This is a genomic window from Prosthecobacter fluviatilis (genome assembly GCF_042655725.1).
GTDB lineage: Bacteria > Verrucomicrobiota > Verrucomicrobiia > Verrucomicrobiales > Verrucomicrobiaceae > Prosthecobacter > Prosthecobacter fluviatilis.
Genome location: NZ_JBHSMQ010000001.1, coordinates 507,434 through 525,154, shown reverse-complemented (window position 1 = coordinate 525,154; position 17,721 = coordinate 507,434). Strand labels below are relative to the sequence as shown.

At 60.1% G+C, this 17,721-nt stretch carries 14 protein-coding genes; 10 read left to right on the top strand and 4 right to left on the bottom strand.

What is annotated here, in order from left to right:
• Positions 1–139 precede the first annotated feature (139 nt).
• Together ACFQDI_RS01955 and ACFQDI_RS01950 are read left to right on the top strand one after the other, a co-directional pair.
• Positions 140–886, top strand: a complete 747-nt coding sequence (locus ACFQDI_RS01955; protein WP_377162841.1) for a hypothetical protein — start codon at positions 140–142, stop codon at positions 884–886.
• A gap of 679 nt (positions 887–1,565) precedes the next feature.
• Entirely contained in the window at positions 1,566–3,053 is a 1,488-nt protein-coding gene (locus ACFQDI_RS01950; RefSeq protein WP_377162839.1) for a hypothetical protein, read from the top strand.
• 32 nt (positions 3,054–3,085) lie between these two features.
• Here the strand turns inward: ACFQDI_RS01950 and ACFQDI_RS01945 are convergent, their stop codons facing one another.
• Positions 3,086–4,444, bottom strand: coding sequence for a DUF1552 domain-containing protein (locus ACFQDI_RS01945; protein ID WP_377162837.1), 1,359 nt, complete (start codon positions 4,442–4,444; stop codon positions 3,086–3,088).
• A gap of 162 nt (positions 4,445–4,606) precedes the next feature.
• Here ACFQDI_RS01945 and ACFQDI_RS01940 point away from each other — a divergent pair, with 162 nt between their 5' ends.
• From ACFQDI_RS01940 to ACFQDI_RS01930, 3 genes are all read left to right on the top strand, one after another.
• Positions 4,607–5,074, top strand: a complete 468-nt coding sequence (locus ACFQDI_RS01940; RefSeq protein WP_377162835.1) for a plastocyanin/azurin family copper-binding protein — start codon at positions 4,607–4,609, stop codon at positions 5,072–5,074.
• 27 nt (positions 5,075–5,101) lie between these two features.
• Entirely contained in the window at positions 5,102–5,629 is a 528-nt protein-coding gene (locus tag ACFQDI_RS01935) for a hypothetical protein (RefSeq protein WP_377162833.1), read from the top strand.
• Positions 5,630–5,814: 185 nt separating this feature from the next.
• Positions 5,815–7,338 carry an ammonium transporter gene (locus ACFQDI_RS01930; protein ID WP_377162831.1) on the top strand — a complete coding sequence of 508 codons (1,524 nt, stop codon included), beginning with the start codon at positions 5,815–5,817 and terminating at the stop codon, positions 7,336–7,338.
• A 109-nt stretch (positions 7,339–7,447) separates the two neighbouring features.
• Here ACFQDI_RS01930 and ACFQDI_RS01925 read toward each other — a convergent pair whose 3' ends face one another.
• Complete coding sequence (locus tag ACFQDI_RS01925) at positions 7,448–8,836, bottom strand: CPBP family intramembrane glutamic endopeptidase (protein ID WP_377162829.1); 1,389 nt, start codon at positions 8,834–8,836, stop codon at positions 7,448–7,450.
• Between the two features lie 81 nt (positions 8,837–8,917).
• Between ACFQDI_RS01925 and ACFQDI_RS01920 the strand changes: the two genes are divergently transcribed.
• The 4 genes from ACFQDI_RS01920 (at position 8,918) to ppk1 (ending at position 14,985) form a co-directional block, all read left to right on the top strand.
• A complete protein-coding gene (locus ACFQDI_RS01920; protein ID WP_377162827.1) occupies positions 8,918–10,168 on the top strand; it encodes a glucuronyl esterase domain-containing protein in 1,251 nt (416 codons plus the stop codon).
• Between the two features lie 73 nt (positions 10,169–10,241).
• Positions 10,242–11,267, top strand: a complete 1,026-nt coding sequence (locus ACFQDI_RS01915; RefSeq protein ID WP_377162825.1) for an ROK family protein — start codon at positions 10,242–10,244, stop codon at positions 11,265–11,267.
• 33 nt (positions 11,268–11,300) lie between these two features.
• Positions 11,301–12,857 (top strand): hypothetical protein, encoded by a 1,557-nt coding sequence (locus tag ACFQDI_RS01910; RefSeq protein ID WP_377162823.1) that lies wholly within the window; start codon positions 11,301–11,303, stop codon positions 12,855–12,857.
• Positions 12,832–14,985: a polyphosphate kinase 1 gene (gene ppk1, locus ACFQDI_RS01905; protein WP_377162821.1), complete on the top strand. Its 2,154-nt coding sequence runs from the start codon at positions 12,832–12,834 to the stop codon at positions 14,983–14,985. Before ACFQDI_RS01910 ends, ppk1 begins: the two co-directional genes overlap by 26 nt.
• A gap of 132 nt (positions 14,986–15,117) precedes the next feature.
• On the opposite strand, the gene ACFQDI_RS01900 is transcribed toward ppk1, so the two are convergent.
• Entirely contained in the window at positions 15,118–15,852 is a 735-nt protein-coding gene (locus tag ACFQDI_RS01900) for an MIP/aquaporin family protein (protein WP_377162819.1), read from the bottom strand.
• A 129-nt stretch (positions 15,853–15,981) separates the two neighbouring features.
• Between ACFQDI_RS01900 and ACFQDI_RS01895 the strand changes: the two genes are divergently transcribed.
• Entirely contained in the window at positions 15,982–16,845 is an 864-nt protein-coding gene (locus tag ACFQDI_RS01895; RefSeq protein WP_377162817.1) for an alpha/beta hydrolase family protein, read from the top strand.
• A 20-nt stretch (positions 16,846–16,865) separates the two neighbouring features.
• Here the strand turns inward: ACFQDI_RS01895 and ACFQDI_RS01890 are convergent, their stop codons facing one another.
• A complete protein-coding gene (locus ACFQDI_RS01890) occupies positions 16,866–17,678 on the bottom strand; it encodes an MlaE family ABC transporter permease (protein WP_377162815.1) in 813 nt (270 codons plus the stop codon).
• Positions 17,679–17,721: the final 43 nt, after the last annotated feature.

The following is a 17,721-nucleotide window of genomic DNA, read 5'->3' as shown; positions in this document are numbered from 1 at the left end:
GCTCGATCACTTCTTTAGCAAAAAAGAAAGCGGCATCTCCCCCCGCCTCCAGGTGGAAGACATGCGGCTTTTCCTGCCCGAGGCGATCCTCAGCCAGCAGCGGCAGAGCCAGCCCAGCCGGGGGCAGCTGCCCACTCCCTTGGCTTCGCTCAAGGATGTCACCCCCGAGTTTCTTTCTGCATGCGAAAAGAGCCTGCCCAAGGAGTACCTCATTGATCCGGATCAGCTCATCCCTGAAATCCAGAACCATGACATGATGCGCCTGCTCGGATTCCATGCCCAGGATGCACGCATCAAGCTGCACGTTGTGATCACAGGGCGTGACCAGAAGCTACCGGAGGGGGCCGAAGTGGACAAATTCGCTTCTGGAAGCTTGCTCAATTCAGATGCCTGCCTGGTAATCTATCCCCTGGGGGAACCTTGGCGGACCCGTTTGTTTGTCAGCAGGTCCATACACAATCAGATCTCCAGTGAGTTTCTCACCGAAACAATCCAGGCATGTCTGCAAGAGGCGCTGCAGACGAGTGATGAGCACGACCAGTTGAGACGTTACACCATTCATCTTTCGACCCGGCTGTTCTGGCTGCAGAAAGCTCTGGGCACTGAAGCTGCAGACAAGCCGGGCACCGGGCCGGCACTGGCCGAGTTCAGCCCTCAGTCAAAAGAGCCGGCAGCCCCCGCTCCTGTTAGCATCGCCACCGTCATGCTATGGCTCTCGGCAGGATTGCTGCTCTTAGGACTCGGCATCTTCACCAAACGCCAGATTCTTCACCGTCTGCATCTCAAGAGACAGCGCCGCGTCTGGATGCTCGCAGAACCTGAAACAGTCCCTCGACTGGGTGGCGCGTTTACAGGCGGCGGAGGCGGAATGATACGCTACTCCTAAATTTCAGCGCCGCCCAAGTTCCAAGAACTCAGAGAGTTTTCCAACTTCAATTTGTCAAAACCAATCCTTGAATGATAATTAGTGAAATTGACCATAATAAAGTGATGTGATGAATCAGGACACGATCCAGTTCCAATGCGGTTTCTGCCGCACGAACCTGACTGTCCCTGCGCAAATGGCAGGCGTCACTGGTCCGTGTCCAAGCTGCGGTCAGACAATCACATCACCCGCACCGGCGGTCGCTGAAGTTCCGGTGCAACAGTGGTCACCACCTCCAGCCCCTGCACCAGCCTGGCCTCCAGCTCCCCAATCTCCAATCATGGGAGAGATGCAGGGCATGGGAATGCCCCAGCCGGGTCTGAATACCGGTCTGCCGCCCAAGCGCGCCCCAGGTCAGCCCCCTCTCAGCAGCACGCTCGGCGCTCCTGCCAGCCAGATGCCTTGGTCGTCTCCGCAAGGAGCAGCACCCATGTCTTCTCCGGATGGCGCATCGGGACTTCAAGGGACGGGCCTCCCCAATCAGTCGCGCTTCATTCCCGGCTCGCCAGCTCTGCCAAACATGGGTGGCTCGGGCTCCATGCCCGGAGCGCTAAACAGCCTGCAAGGAACCTCTCTCCTAGGCAGAGATGTGTCCCCTGCCCCATCTTCTCCAGTCACACAGCCTCTGCATCCTGTAGGGTTGCCACCGCTCAATCTGGGCGTCCCCCCTGGAAACGACGCCTCACCTGCTGCGCACGTGGCAGCGGTGCCGCCTGGACGCAGCATCTCCAGCCTGAGGGCGCCACGTGGGACCAATTTCATCAGGCTTGCCTTCGCAGCCATCTTTCTCCTCGGGTTCCTTGGACTTGTCGGCTTTCTTTTGAAGGATTACCTGCCGGATTTGATCCCAGGCCTCATCAGCCATGATGCGGCCGAAGAAGCCTCCAAGGACGATTCTGGCATTTCTGACAGGCCCTTCATCAGCTCCAATCCGAGCAGCCCTGCCAAGCTTGCAGGCGGCAACGCAGCACCTGAAAAGCCTTCGGCCCCCTCTCCAGCAGCACCAGAAGCCCGGGACAAGACGGCCCCCATCACTGTCGGATTTGATCCTCAGGAACCGGCCCCCTCCAAAGTGGAGTCGGCCACCCCTGCCCAGCAGGTTGCAGTCCCTCAGCCAGCCACACCGCCCACGGCAACGAGCACCGCTCCCATGCCCCCCACAGCCCCTGCGGCAGGCCCGCTGTTGGAAGTGCCTGCAAAGCCAGTCATGAATGGTGGGACGGCAGGGGCTCCGGCAGCGTCCCCATCCAGCCTGTCACAGTCTCACACCATCGAGGAGGAGGGCATCACTGCCGAGTCACGCCCGGCAGCCGAGGCGCTTAAAAAATTCCTCCTCTCTAAATCACTCGAAGAACGGCTCAAGCACACCTTGGGTGCTGATCTGATGAAGCCCCACATGGAGCGCTACTACGCACATGCGCCAGACGGCCCCATCCTGGTGGACCGCATTCAGTTTGTCCGTATGGACCCCAACCCCGAGCTGGGTTCCGGCAAGCACTGCATCTTCAGCCTGGAAAACAAAACATGGGAGTTTTCCGTCCCTGTCATGCTCGAAGAGAAAGAAGACGGGTTCAAAGTGGACTGGGTCGCCTTTGTGGAATTCAAAGACCGCATGCTGGAAAAATTCTTCCAGGCCTACATGCCAGGCAAAGCATGCTTCCACGTCGGCATCATCCGCCGTCATTTCTTTGAGGACGGCGTGCCCAACCTGGACCGCAAAGATGCCTTCCGCGTCATGCCCGCCCCTCCCAACTCCTTCGAGGCATCCGTGTTTATTGACAAGGATTCTGCGCTTGCCGAGGAACTGCGCACCCGGCTGCCCTGGGAAACCCACGTATGGGCGGTGGTGGAGCTGGAATGGAAAAAGCTGGGCTCACAGCAGTGGGTGGAACTCAGCGCCGTGCCTCAGATGCACTGGTATTCGCTGCCCATGGCGCCCAAAGCCAGCGCGCCTGCCCCAAAAACGGCACAGGCAGAAGAATTCCCACCGGGCATTTCCAAAAACGGAAGCCGCGGTAGATCAGGTGCCCCTTCTTCAAACAACAACATGCCACCTCCTGGCATCCGCAAATCTTCGCCAGATCTGCCTGACACGATCAAGCGTCCCGTCATTCCCGGGGGCCGCTGAAAGATGACTTCCGGAGCAAGAGATCGGAGCCCTTAGCTGACTTCCAGCTTGCCCGTGCTGTCTCCCACCTTTTCAGCAGGCACACCCAGGCGGTCCAGCATGGAGAGGTACAGGTTCGTCATCGGTGTCTCGCCTGGCAGCAGCACACGCTTGCCCGGCGTCAGGGTTCCTCCCGCACGCCCGGCCAGCAGGATCGGCAGGTTGTCGTGATTATGACGGTTGCCGTCACCAATGCCGCCGCCAAACACGATCATCGAGTTGTCCAAAAGCGTGCTGTCCCCCTCCTTGATCGATTTCATCTTGTCGAGGAAGTAGCCGAACTGCCGCAGGTAGAACTGGTCGATCTTGGCGATCTTGGCCAGTTTTTGCGGGTCGCTCTGGTGATGCGAAAGCGAATGATGCGCGTCCGGCACACCGAGCTCGGGAAAGCTGCGGTTGCTGCCATCATGCGCGAGCATGAAGGTCGAAAGCCGCGTCGTGTCGGTCTGGAAGGCCAGCACCATCAGGTCAAACATGATGTGGATGTGCTCTTCGTAGGAATCCGGAATACCTTCAGGGATTTTCACATCCGGCATCTGCGAAGAGAACTTCTCTGCGCGCTCAATGCGCAGTTCAATGTCGCGCACCGAAGAGAAGTATTCGTCGAGCTTGCGCCGGTCGCCGGCGTTCACCTTGCCCTGCAGGCTCTTGGCTTCGTCCAAAACCGTGTCGAGAATGCTTTTCTGCATCCGCTTGGCCCGCGCGGCCTCCGGCCCTTTGCCAGCCGTGGCACCCAGGCCAAACATGCGCTCAAACACAAGCCGGGGGTCCATTTCAGGAGCCATCGGCATGGTCTCATTCTTCCATGCCAGGTTAAACTGGTAGGCGCAGGAGTAGCCGGAGTCACACTTGCCCGAGCTGCGCTGCCCATCCGTGCTCAGTTCCAGAGAGGGCAGCCGGGTAAGATGGCCGATCTTTTGTGCTGCGATCTGATCCACAGAAATGCCCAGATGAATGTCTGCGCCTGCCGTCTTTTTGGGCATGCAGCCGGTGAGGAAAGTCGCCGTCGCCCGCGCGTGATCACCGCCGCCATTGCCATGGCTGCGGGCAAAGTCCTGCATCAGGCCGGAGACCACCATAAAGTCATCGCGATGCTTCTCGATCTGCTTCAAAGAAGGCGAGAGTTCATAGCTGGTCCCTTCCCCCGTCGGCATCCACTGCTCCACGTTCACCCCGTTGGGAATGTACATCCATGCGGCACGAATTGGCTTGGCCGCTGGCTTCGTCGCAGCAAAGGCGCGTGCTCCAAACGATTCCAGAAACGGCAGCGAGATCATCGTTCCCAGCCCCCGCAAAATCTGGCGGCGGCTGAGCGAGTGGGCGGCGAGGGAGGTTTCACGGAACTCGTTCATGATATTGAGGGGATATACATTGTGACTACGCCAGCCAGGGCAAGAAACTTTCGTGCCAGACTGCACCTTCCGGACTTTGGCACGCCAAGAAAATTAGTTGAAATTGCGGAACGCCAAGGCCCGATTAAGCTTCCCCCCCGCAAAATATCCCCCTACAAAAAAATGAAGATCCATCATCTCCTTCTCCTCTCCATCGCCACCTTCGGACTCTCCAGCCTCGCCCAGGATGCCGGCGTCGCCACCATCGAGCTCAAGCCGGACGCCAAAAATCCGCTGGGGTACGACAAGACCGAACTCAGCGTCACTGCAGGACAGAAGGTGAAGCTCACGCTCAACAACACTGGCAGCATCGCCCCCCAGCCGCACAACTTTCTTCTGCTCAAGCCCGGCAAGCTCGACGCCGTTGGCCAGCTTGCCAACGCCATGCTGGCAGACCCCCAGGGCATGGCCAAAAGCTACATCCCTGAGGCAGCCAAGGCAGACATCGTCATCAACACCAAGCTCGTCCAGCCGAACCAGAGCGAGACGATCGAATTCACCGCGCCAGCAGAGCCGGGTGACTACCCCTACATGTGCACCTTCCCTGGCCACTGGCTCCTCATGCGTGGCGTGATGCACGTCACCAAGTAGTATGCAATCTCTCCACCCCACCACCTCATGAAGCACCTCCTCATCCCCGCGCTCATCGCCTTGCTTTCGCTCACTTCCGCCGTCCGTGGCGAAGAGGGCAAGCTCGAAGTCAACGGCCTTGCCTTCAAGTTTGCCACCCCATGGGCTGAAATCCAGAGCACCGGCATGTTCCGCGCAGGGACGCTCTCGGCCAAAGTCGAAGGTGCCGAAAAGCCCGTTGAAGCTGTGTTTTACAGCTTTCCCGGCCCTGGTGGCGGTGGCGACATTGAAGCCAATGTGAAACGCTGGCTGGGCCAGTTTCAGGGCACTCCTGAATCAAAGCGTGAAGAGCTTGCCGCCGGAGACAAAAAGATCACCCTGGTGACCGCCACCGGCACTTACAACGACGGGCCTCCCATGGGTGCGAAGACCCCGCGTGAGAACTACACGCTCATCGCCGCCATTGTTCCCGCCGGGGAGTCCAACATCTTTGTGAAGCTCACGGGCCCCAAGGATGCCATCTCCAAGCTGGCTGAAGACTTCAAAAAGATCGTCCTCAGCCCCTTCGCCAAGTAAACCGGCCGGTTGCAGTCAGCGTTCTCCTTCAGAGCGGGTGGTTCTCCACCCGCTTTTTTTATTTTCGAGACCGGCCTGGAGCTACGCACCGGGCAGATTTGAAATAGCTTTGCCAGGAAAACAAAACGGAGTTGGCACGGGCCATGCTTGAGATGGGATTGGAGCTAAATTCCACATCCTGACTTATGCTGAAACTCAACCACACTCGAACCTGGCGCAGCATGGCAATTGCTGCGGTAGTTGCCCTCACCACACTCGCATTCAACCCCGGCGAAGCCCGAGGTCAGACTGCTGAACCGGCACCTGCTGCCGCCCCAGCCCCGGCCGCCGCTCCAGCAGCGGCTCCGGCTCCCGCAGCTGCTGCTGAGCCTGCCGCCCCCACCCTTGAGCAACGTGTTTTCGACCTCGAAAAGTACGTGACCAACGGGCAGGCTGGCAAAGATGGTGACACAACGTGGAAGTCCAATATCGCAGGCCCTGGCCCCGGCCACAATGCCTGGCAGATGACCAGCACCGCACTGGTCATTTTCATGACCCTCCCCGGCCTCTTCCTGTTCTACGGCGGCCTGGTCCGCAAAAAGAACGTCCTCTCCGTCATTGCCCAGTGCATGGGCATCGCCGGTCTGGTCACCATTCTCTGGTGGGCCTGTGGTTACAGCCTCTCCTTCGGTGCTGGCAATGCCTTCATCGGTGACTTCTCCATGAAAATGCTCGAAGGCGTGTCTCCCTACGCCTCCGGTGCAGGCTACTGGTGGATCTCTGACGCCATGTGGGCCATGTTCCAGCTGAGCTTCGCCATCATCACCCCCGCTCTCATCATCGGCGCCATCGCCGAGCGCATGAAGTTCATCGCAGTGCTGGTTTTCGTGACCCTCTGGATGTTCGCCGTTTACTTCCCCTTCGCCCACATGGTGTGGAGCACGACTGGTTTCATGTGCGGCCCGCTTAACCCGGGCGCAACGATCAAGGCCATCGACTTCGCAGGCGGCACGGTCGTTCACATGACCTCTGGCTGGAGCGCCTTGGTGCTCTGCCTTCTGCTTGGCAGACGCAAAGGTTTTGGCAAGGAGCCGATGGCTCCGCACAGCATGGTTCTTTGCGCAGTCGGCACCGGCATGCTCTGGGTCGGCTGGTATGGCTTCAATGCGGGTTCCGCCCTGGGTGCTGATGGCATCGCTTCAAACGCGTTCATGACCACCACACTCGCCGCCGCCACCGCTGGCTTTGTCTGGGCCGTCACTGAGTGGATCCTCAAAGGCAAGCCTTCCGTCCTCGGCTTCTGCTCCGGCATCGTGGCTGGCTTGGTGGTGATCACCCCTGCCGCAGGCTTCGTCACAGCCAACTCCGCCATGATCATGGGTGTGGCTGCTGGCATCGTCCCCTTCCTTGCTGTCGCCTACCTGAAGAACCTTCTCGGTTACGACGACGCTCTGGACACCTTCGGTGTGCATGGCGTTGGCGGAACGATGGGTGCCATCCTCACGGGTGTGTTTGCTGATGAGAAAGCCAACTCCGTTGTCGCCGGCCTCAAGGACGGCCTCCTGATGAACCAGCTGAAAGCCGCTGGCCTGACGATCGCCTGGAGCATCGCCGCCACGCTGGTCATCACCATCATCGTCAAGATCGTTGTCGGTCTTCGTCCTGAGCCTGAAGTGGAAAGCCTGGGCCTTGACCTCGCCGAACACGGTGAGTCTGGCTACGAGCACTAATTCAGCAGGCTGGTAAAACCCCTGTTAACTCCAAAACCGGGCTGAGAAATCAGCCCGGTTTTTTTGTGCCTGCGCAGTCCTGCCTTGCCTCGCCACCCCCGGCTTTTTCTCACCATAGCAGCAGCATCGCCACACACATCACGCCATTGTTCAACGCGTGTGCCGTCATGGGCGCTATCAGGCTCCGCCGCCACAGGCGCAGCAGAGAAAAGGAGCCCGCCAGCATCATGATTGCCGGCACCCCTGCCCAGCCCTGCGGATGGATCACAGCAAAGACAAAGGCACTCAGCACTACCCCCATCAGCCAGCGCAGCCATGCGGACAACGCGGGAAACAGCAGCCCCCGGAACATGATTTCCTCTGAGACCGGAGCCCACACCACAGCCAGCAAAATAGCGCCTAGCCTCATCCACCCGCTGCCGGCAAAGGCATCCACAATCGGGTGAGTGGGAAACTCCCCCGTGAGTTTCATGATCCACGAGGCAGCGACCATTCCCAGGACCAGCATGGGCAGCGAAGCCAGCCAGCCCAGCACTCCCGCGCCCATCTCCCGCCACAGCCCATGTCCGCGGTGCAGCCCCAGCGCTTCACGCCACTGAGAGCGCTGCATGCCACGCCAAAGCGGCCACATCATGCCCACGGCCAGGGCGACCACTGCAGGCCCGTAAGCCGCCCAGCCTGGCAGCGGCATCGAAAACCGGCGCAGCAGCCACGCAGGAAACAAAAACAGCGCCAAAAAAATCGCAAACCCCTCCAGCAGGACACCGCCCTCCGCCTGGCTGCGCATGGCCAGCGTCACACTGAGTTTGCCGTCACGCCAGCGCACAAAAGCCAGCAGCAGCACCCCCATTCCTCCCACCACCGCCACAAGCCCGACAAAGCTGGCACACATCAGAAACACAGCCGTCTTCAGCCCTGCCTGCGCCACGTTTTTCATGGCCACGCCGTCTCCTGCTGCCTGCGCGCGCGCCAGATCAGCCAGCCAGCCATGCCTTCCATGCAGTTTTTCCCACGCCTCGTCCGCCACCTTTCCGCGCAGCGCCCTGAGCTGGCGCAGCGTCCTCACATCCTCCCGCAACCCCTCGTTCCTGGCAGCCAGCGCATCCAGAGCGGCTTCGTCAGGCCAGGCATCTCCAAGCCAGCCTTCCAAAATAACCCGTCGCAGCTCATCCTCAGACGAGCGGCAGAGCTTTTTCACTTCAACAAGCATGGCCTGCGATGCCCCGGCAGAAGCCCCCGCCCCGGCAGATCTCCCGCCATTCCCGGAGAGTTGCAGCAGTTCTTTCACGCCCACCGCATAGCGTGCCATCAGCTCCAGAACGCGGTTCGGGCGCACCTCTTCTCCGCCCCCAGCCCTGTGGGCAGACTGCATGCGCACCACAAACACCACGCATGCGATGATCGCACACAAAGCCAGCACCGCCCCCGGCTTCGGGTGGCTCACGGTGGGCTCAGGCTTCGATCCAGGCTGTGGTGGAGGCTCAGGGTAGGAATTCATAAATTCCCGCAATCAAACAGCTCCCGAACGGCAAAGGCACGCACAATTCGGTCGCCTCGACACGTTCATTGTCACCCAATCATGCGCACCCCACTCTTTCTTCTGCTCGCTGCCTCAGCCCTGGCACAGACTCCCCGCCCAGGCGTCAACTATGACGAAGCCAAAGTCGGCAACGCCCCTCTGCCCGACTTGAAACTGACCACCGCCGACGACTGGAAAGGCAAGCGCCGCGCCGAGATTCTCCAGCTTTTTGAAGACCACGTCTATGGCAAAACACCCTCCGATGTTGGCTCCCCCAAATTTGAAGTCACCGCGACCAAAGCAGACGCGCTGGGCGGCCTCGCGACACGCAAATTTATCCACATCTCGCTGCCCTCCCGCCCTGCATGGCCCGGCATGGATGTGATGCTCTACACGCCGAATGCGGTCAAATCTGCACCCTGCTTCGTCGGCCTCAGCTTTGGCGGCAATCATGCCGTGAGCACCGAACCCGATGTACCGCTCAGCACCCGCTGGATGCGCGAAAGCAAGGAGAAGCACATCGTCGATCATCGCGCCACGGAAGCCACCCGAGGCACGGAAAGCAGCCGCTGGCCTCTCCAGATGATCCTCAAGCAGGGCTTTGCAGTCGCCACCGCCTACTACGGCGATATTGAACCTGACCACGCAGATGGCTGGAAAGAGGGGCTGCGTGCAGCCGCGAGCAAGGACGGTGCTGACACCGTCTGGAAAGAAGGTGAATGGGGTGCCATTGGCGCGTGGTCCTGGGGCCTCAGCCGCATCGCCGACTATCTGCAGACCGACCCACAGATCGACGGCAAGCATCTCGCCGTCATCGGCCATTCACGCCTGGGCAAGACCTCCCTCTGGGCAGGTGCGCAGGATGAGCGGTTCGGCATCGTCATCTCCAACGACTCCGGCGAAGGCGGTGCAGCCCTCATGCGACGCGACTATGGCGAAACCACCGCCATCATCACCAAGGCCTTCCCGCACTGGTTCACCCCAAACTACGCGCGCTATGCCGGCAATGCCGCCTCATGCCCAGTGGATATGCACATGCTCATAGCCCTGGCCGCACCACGTCCCATTTACATCGCCAGCGCTGCCGAAGACCACTGGGCGGACCAAAAGGGCGAGTTCCTCTCCGGCAGGCATGCCAGCCCGGTTTACGCCCTCTTTGGCAAACAAGGGGTCGTCGTGGACGCACAACCCGCCATCGACACCCCTGTGGGCGATTTCATCGGCTACCACAACCGCACCGGCAAGCACGACGTCACCGACTATGACTGGACGCAGTACCTGAAATTTGCTTCAAGACATTGGGCAAAGTAACAGGCTGGCGGCACACATTGTCACTTGCCCGTACGCGGAAGCCCGTGTGTCTTGACGGAGTCCTTCCCACGCCATGCCCGCAAACAAAGCGAAAACCAAATCTGCGCCCAAGAAGCCGTCCAAACAATTGCGCAATGTGCCCTTCTGGATCGGCTTTGATCTCGGCGGCACAAAGATGATGGCCTCCGTGCTCGATGCGAATTACAACGTTCTCGGCTCCGCTCGCAAATCCACCAACGGCTCCGACGGCGCGGCCAAAGGACGCAACAAGATCATCAAGGCCATCCATGAGGCCATCGCAGAAGCCGGCGTGGACCCCAAAGGCCTGCAGGGCATCGGCATTGGCTGCCCTGGCCTGGTCAATCCTGACAAGGGCATTCTCATTTTTGCCCCCAACCTGGGCTGGACGAACATGGCGCTGCGCAAGCTGCTGCAGAACCAGTTCAAATGCCCGATTGCCGTGCTCAACGATGTCGATGCCGGAACCTACGGCGAGTATGTGCTTGGCGCAGGCAAAGGCGCCCGCTCCCTGCTGGGCGTCTTTCCAGGCACCGGCGTGGGTGCGGGATTCGTCTACAACGGCCAGATTGTCATGGGCCGCTCCATATCCGCCATGGAGCTCGGCAATCTGCTGCTGCCCGGCACACACATCGGCAGCCCGGTGTTTGGCACCGTCACGCTCGAAGACCTCACCAGCCGTCTCGCCCTTGCTTCACAGGCCGGCCTGGCCTGTTATCGCGGCCAGCTTCCCGACCTCGACAAAAAGACCGAGGGCTCCCTCCGCAACATCCGCAGCAAAGCGCTCGCAAACGCCTTCCGCAGCGGTGAAGATGCCGCCATGATCATGTTCCGCAACTCCATCCGCTACCTTGGGATGGGCGTTGCCACCGTTGTCAATCTCCTCGCTCCAGATCGCATCACCCTCGGTGGCGGCCTCGTCGAGGAACTGCCGGACCTCTACATGAACCTGCTCAAGGAGGAGGTCGAGCACTACGCCATCCCGGAGCTTGCCCGTGGCGTCAAATACTCGCTTGCCAAGCTCGGCGGCCAGGCCGTGACCGTCGGTGCGGTGGCCTGGATGCGAAGCACCGCAAAATAACCATGACTGCATGCTTCATCACAGATCCATTTCATGAGTGACGTGACTCAACCTGCCTCGCTCAAACCGCCGCCAGAGCATGCCGTTATTTACGTTGGCGCAGCTTCCGTCTCGCTCGTCATCGGCAGGAAGGATGACAACGGCCAGTTCACCCGCATCGAAAGCCTGGACCGGCCGCTGCCCGTCGCGCGCGACATTTTCCGCGCCCGCAGCATCTCACGTAACACTGTCGACCAGGCTGCGGCCATTCTCCGCGATTACCTCCAGACCATGCGCGAATACGGCATCCCGTCTTCGCAGCTGCGGCTCTTCACTTCCAACATCCTCGCGGAGGCCGTCAATCACGAGATTTTCCTGAACCGTCTGCAGGTTCACAGCGGGGTGGCCCCAAGCCTCATCGACGACGGCAACATGACTCGCCTCGTCTATCAGATCGCGCAGCGCATGCTCCTGAAGAACCCTCTTCTTGCCCGGGGAAACACCTTCGTCTCGCACATCGGCCCGGGAAACACCCGCGCCATCTATTTCCAGCAGGGTCGCCTCGCCGCCTACAGCAACTACCGCCTCGGCATCTTCCGCGCACGCGAGGCTGTCTCCACACCGGATGACGAGGCACGCCAGCAGATGGTCCATCTGGAGGAGCACATCCGCGGTGTCGTGGATCACCTGGCTCAGGATTATTCCGATGCAAAAATCGACCATCATGTCGCCATTGGCGCAGAAATCCAAAGCGTGGCCCCTCGCCTCGGCAAAGCACGCCACGGCGCCCATCGCGTGCTGGAGGATGATCTCGCACGCCTCACCGACAAGCTGGCCCGCCTGAGTCCTGACGAGCTCGTTCGCGAGCTGCACGTCCACTACACGGGCGGCGAAGGCATCATCCCCGCCCTGCAGACCAATCTGGCGCTCGCACGCCGTTTCGGCGACGACTCTCTCTGGGTGCCTGAAGGCGACTTCCAGCTCGAGCTCATGCTCGACCTCATGACCTCCGGCTCCCGCACCGCCATTTTCCAGGAGGAGGTCATGCAGGCCGCCTGCGAGATCGGAATGCGCTACAAAACCGACCGCAAGCACGCCGACCACGTCGCCGGCTTTTGCCGCCAGCTCTTCCGTGAGCTGCAGCACCTGCATGGACTAGACGCCAAGTACGAGCTTGTCCTCCGCATCGCCGCCACGCTCCACGAGGTCGGCATGTTCATCAGCCCGCGCGAGCATCACAAGCACAGCCTCTACATTCTCATGCACACCGAGATTTTCGGTCTCAGTTCGCATGACCGCGTCATGGTCGCACTGCTCGCACGCTATCATCGCCGCTACAATCCCGAGCCCAATCACCCCCACTTCTCCGATCTCTCACGCGAAGAGCGCATGATCGTCCTCAAGCTCGCTGCGCTGCTTCGCCTCGCAGACGCCCTGGACCGCAGCCATGCGCAGCGCATCAAATCCATCCAGCTCCGCCCCGAAGGCACACGGCTGAACGTGCTGACCCAGGGGGCGGATGACACCACGGTCGAGCAGATCGCCATCGACATGAAATGCGACCTCTTCCGCGAAATTTACGGTTATGACATCATCCTCGCCAAATCCTGAGACCCCACCCGCACTGCCGCAGCTGCGACTGACCGAGGAACATTTCATCAACCGTGAGCTAAGCTGGCTCTCATTCAATTCCCGCGTCCTCGACGAGGTCGCGCGCACGGACCTGCCCGTGCTTGAACGGGTCAAGTTTCTTGCCATCACCGCCTCAAACCTCGATGAGTTTTTCATGGTCCGCATCGGCGGCCTGCAGTTTTTGCGCGAGCAGGGACTGCGCATGCGAGACAATGCCGGCCTCACCCCCACCCAGCAATGGGAGCAGGTGCACCAGCAGGCTGCCGCCTTCGTGGCGCGCCAGTATGACATCCTGCAGCAGCAGCTTGTGCCGCTGATGAAGGAAAAAGGCATCCGTCGCCTCCTGAACACCGATCTCTCCCCCGCCCAGCGCACCCTGCTGCGCGAGTATTTTGACGAGCACATCTTCCCTGTGCTGTCCCCGGTGGTCGTGGATGACTCCGGCGCACGCGCAGCCATCCCCGCACTCAGCATCGTTCTTCTTTGCACCGTCACCGGCGGAGACAACGGGCAGTCGGAGAAGCGCCATGTGCTCCTGCCTCTGCCAGCCAATCTGCCAAGGCATGTCATCGTCCCTGATCCTGAGGGCGGCCAGCACCTCTACGTGAACCTTGAGGATGTCGTCACCCTGTTCATTGGCGAGTTTTTCCCGGCGGAAAAAGTCTCCTCACCTGCACGCTTCCGCGTCAGCCGCAACACGGACATCACCGTCGACGACGAGAGCGCCTTCGACCTCGCCAGCGAAATGGAGCAGGTGCTCGAAAAACGCCTCAAAAGCCCCGCCATCCGCATCGAAATCGAAACCGGCGCCTCGCGTGAGCACACCCGCATCATCCGCGATCTCTGCGGTGCACGCTCAGCGCAGATTTACGACATTCCCGGAGAGCTCGATCTCCGCGCCTACTTTCAGATCGCCGGCATCTCCGGTTTTGAAGAGCTCAAGGTCGACCCTTGGGACAGCCTCCCCACCACCGCCATCACCCCGGGCGAAAGCATCTTCGACGCGATCAAACGCGGAGACATCCTGCTGCATCATCCCTATGAGAGCTTCGACCCCGTCCTGGCTCTCGTGGAAGAGGCCGCCGCCGATCCAAACGTCATCGCCATCAAGCAGATCCTCTACCGCACCGCCAAGAACAGCCGCATCATCTCCGCGCTCATCCGCGCCGCTCAGGCAGGCAAGCATGTCACCGTGCTCGTCGAACTCAAGGCCCGCTTCGATGAAGCCCGCAACCTCGAGCGTGCCGCCGAACTCATCAATGCAGGCGCACAGATCATCTACGGTGTCGCGGGCCTGAAGACACACGCCAAGGTCTGCCTCGTCATGCGCCGCGAATCCGGCCACATGACCCGCTACATGCACTTCGGCACCGGCAACTACAACGAGGCCACCTCAAAGCTCTACACCGACATAAGCCTGCTCACATGCCGTGCCGATTACGGCGCGGACGCCTCCGCATTCTTCAACACCGTCACCGGTCGCTCGCGCTTCGTTCATTTCAGCAAGCTCAGCATGGCTCCCTACGGCCTGCGCGAGAGACTGCTCTCCATGATCCGCAGCGAGACTGAGCGTGCCCGCCAGGGCGAAGCCGCAGAGATCATGCTCAAGATGAACGCCCTCGAAGACCGCCAGATGATCACGGCGCTCTACGAAGCCTCCCAGGCTGGCGTGAAGATCCGCCTCAATGTGCGCGGCATCTGCTGCCTGCGCCCCGGCATCAAGGGCATCAGTGAAAACATCAGCGTCGTCAGCATCATCGACCGCTATCTCGAACACGCCCGCATCTTCTGGTTCCGCCAGGGGGGCAAGCCCGCCGTCTTCATCGCCAGCGCGGACTTCATGAACCGGAACCTCTCCAAGCGCGTCGAGCTCCTCACCCCTGTCGAAGACAAGGAAGCTCGCAAACGCCTGCAGCACATCCTGGAGGTGCACTTTGCCGACACCGCCCGCGGACGAGTTCTTAAAGCCGACGGCACATGGCACCTGCCCAACATCACCGCCGCCAAGGCACGCCGCTCCCAGGAGCAATTTGCTCGTGAAACGGCCAAGCGCACACGCCAGGCAAATGAGTCACCCGACGTTCTCGTGCCGCACACGCCGAAGTGATTTATTAATGCGCAGGCATTCTGAAATAAAAACGCCCAGAACCCAGCAAAGCATCTCGAAGATGCTGAGGGTTTCTTTGCTTTCAGCCTGGGGCTGAAAGCTTCGATTTCGTCTCAAACTCCTTGCAGGCCGTCACGCAGCCGCCCACAGCGCCTTGTAAACCAAGGCACCCACCACCCCACCAATGATCGGCCCTACCACGGGAATCCAAGCATAGCCCCAGTCGGAGCCGCCTTTGCCGGGAATAGGCAGCACAAAGTGGGCGATCCGCGGGCCGAGGTCGCGTGCGGGATTGAGAGAGTATCCCGTAGGGCCACCCAGCGAGAGGCCGATGGAGCCCACCAGCAGGCCGACAAGCGCAGGAGCCAGGCCTTTGTCGAAGCCGGAATTCGGCACCAGATTGGCTGGGGAAAGGATGGCCAGGATGCCGAGCATCAGCATGGCGGTGCCAATCACTTCGCAGATCACATTTCCAACCGTATGACGGATCGCAGGGCCGGTGCTGAAGACCGCCAGCTTGTCCCCCTGGGACTGGGTGGCTGGCCAGTGCGGCAGGTAGGCCAGCCAGACGAGAATGCCGCCCAGGAAGCCACCCACCATCTGCGCAAAGATATAACCAGGGACCAGTGCCCAGCTAAATTTGCCGATTGCCGCCAGCCCAAGAGTCACGGCGGGATTCAAATGTGCGCCGCTGATGGAGTTCACGCAGTAAACCGCTATCGCCACGGCAAATGCCCAACCTGCAGTAATCACAATCCAGCCGGCATTATTACCTTTAGTTTGCTTGAGCACCACATTGGCGACGACGCCGTCGCCGAGGAGCACCAATATCATCGTACCGAGCAGTTCAGCGAGATTAGCAGACATGGGATGGTTGGGTTGGTTGGTTGAATTTCCGGGCGAGGCTATCGGGACGGGCTGAAAAGAGCAAGGCAGAAGCATCTTCCCCATTTTTGACATTGTATCCTCTCTGCCAGCCAATTAGCCTCAGATGGCATGAAACTTATTTTGTCCGGACTGTCCGCTTTTCTCCTTACATCATTAATATCGGCATCTGAAACCGGGTCTATTATTCCTGCGGACATCATTCGGAAGGAGTATAAGATCACAGAAAACGGCAATCAGGTGTGGGTCTATCATTCCTCCACCGTAAAGGAAGCCCCCATTCCCTGTATCCTGATCGCAGCGGCCGGCACGCGCATGTTTCATGGCATGGATCTGGGAGATGGCGATGTACCCGAGCATCTGCCCTATGTGAAGGCTGGGTTTGCCGTCGTGGCCTACAGTCTGAGTGGCCCATGGCCTGATGATCCAGTGACCGATGCAGGTGTCGTCAAATCAATCACCTCTTTCATTCAAAGTCAGGGCGGCCTCAAAGACGCCTCTGCGGCGCTGCAACTGGCCAAAGAAAAACATCCCTTTCTCAGCGGCTCTCCAGTCTATGCCGTCGGTCACAGCTCCGCCGGTGTCGTGGCATTGAATCTCGCTCAAAAACTACCTTCCATACGCGGCTGCATCGCCTATGCACCAGCCACCGATCTGGAGCAACGCTACGGTGACAAAGTGATCTCTCAACTCGACACCGGCGTCCCCGGATTTCGCAAATTTGTGGAAGAAAACTCACCCTTTCGGAATGCGGAGCAAATTCACTGCCCGGTCCTGCTCTTCAATGCGCTGGATGATTCCAAGATCCCACCTGCCAGCATCAATGCCTATGTTGAACGACTGCAAAAGACAGGCAAGACAGTCAAACATGTCGAAGTGCCCACAGGCGATCACTACGACTCCATGCTGAATGCAGGCATTCCACAAGGCATCCAGTGGATCAAAACGCAGGAAGCTGCGGACTCGAAGCCTTGAGCAGGCTCCCGGTCCAATCCTCAAGTCCCTGACCCCATGGGCGAAACGTAATTCAGCGCGATGGTCAGAAAGAAATTCGAGATCAGAATCGCCAAGGATGAATAAACCACCGCCCGTGTGGTCCCCAGACCGACACCCACCGCGCCATTTTCCGCCCCCAGTCCTTGGTGACAGCTGATCAGCGTGATGATGACGCCAAAGACCAGGCCTTTGATCATGCCGATGCCCACATCCATGACCTCGGTATGTTCCACCACATGCCGCCAGAACCAGCTGCCCGGCACATCAAAGCCATACACAATGAGCCCATAGGAGGCCATGAGCCCGAAAGAGATGCTCTCCGCCACCAGCAGCGGCATGGAGATGCACATGGCCAGAAAGCGTGGCAGCACCAGGTAGTCCACAGGGTGCACTCCCATCACGCGCAGCGCGTCGATCTGCTCGGTCACTTTCATCGTGCCGATGTCCGCCGCCATCGCAGCCCCCACACGCCCGGCCACCATCAATCCTGCCAGCACCGGCCCCAGCTCGCGGCAGAGCGCCACAGAGACAATGGCACCCACGGTCGTCTCGATGCCAAACTCCTTGAACTTCGCATACGACTGGAAGGCAAACACCGCGCCTGTGAAAGCTCCCGTGACCACCACCACCAGCTGCGAGCCATAGCCAATGGCAACGATCTGCTGTGCCACCAGCCTGAGCCTCCACACACCGCTGCGCAGCCCGACGCCCAGCTCTCCCATCAGCGCTGTCAGCTGCCCCAGCCATGTCAGCATGCCCAGGCCAAATCTGCCGACATGCGCCAGCCACTCCATGCTCCGTGGAAAATCCATGCCGCCATGCATGGCGAAGACGCACGCCACTTGAAGCCCGCAC

What these genes read in the sequence shown, in the direction of transcription:
- ACFQDI_RS01945 (WP_377162837.1), bottom strand. Translation starts at nt 4,444, where the DNA reads ATGAACGAGTTCCGTGAAACCTCCCTCGCCGCCCACTCGCTCAGCCGC.
- ACFQDI_RS01940 (WP_377162835.1), top strand. Translation starts at nt 4,607, where the DNA reads ATGAAGATCCATCATCTCCTTCTCCTCTCCATCGCCACCTTCGGACTC.
- ACFQDI_RS01935 (WP_377162833.1), top strand. Translation starts at nt 5,102, where the DNA reads ATGAAGCACCTCCTCATCCCCGCGCTCATCGCCTTGCTTTCGCTCACT.
- ACFQDI_RS01930 (WP_377162831.1), top strand. Translation starts at nt 5,815, where the DNA reads ATGCTGAAACTCAACCACACTCGAACCTGGCGCAGCATGGCAATTGCT.
- ACFQDI_RS01925 (WP_377162829.1), bottom strand. Translation starts at nt 8,836, where the DNA reads ATGAATTCCTACCCTGAGCCTCCACCACAGCCTGGATCGAAGCCTGAG.
- ACFQDI_RS01920 (WP_377162827.1), top strand. Translation starts at nt 8,918, where the DNA reads ATGCGCACCCCACTCTTTCTTCTGCTCGCTGCCTCAGCCCTGGCACAG.
- ACFQDI_RS01915 (WP_377162825.1), top strand. Translation starts at nt 10,242, where the DNA reads ATGCCCGCAAACAAAGCGAAAACCAAATCTGCGCCCAAGAAGCCGTCC.
- ACFQDI_RS01910 (WP_377162823.1), top strand. Translation starts at nt 11,301, where the DNA reads ATGAGTGACGTGACTCAACCTGCCTCGCTCAAACCGCCGCCAGAGCAT.
- ppk1 (WP_377162821.1), top strand. Translation starts at nt 12,832, where the DNA reads ATGACATCATCCTCGCCAAATCCTGAGACCCCACCCGCACTGCCGCAG.
- ACFQDI_RS01900 (WP_377162819.1), bottom strand. Translation starts at nt 15,852, where the DNA reads ATGTCTGCTAATCTCGCTGAACTGCTCGGTACGATGATATTGGTGCTC.
- ACFQDI_RS01895 (WP_377162817.1), top strand. Translation starts at nt 15,982, where the DNA reads ATGAAACTTATTTTGTCCGGACTGTCCGCTTTTCTCCTTACATCATTA.
- ACFQDI_RS01890 (WP_377162815.1), bottom strand. Translation starts at nt 17,678, where the DNA reads ATGGATTTTCCACGGAGCATGGAGTGGCTGGCGCATGTCGGCAGATTT.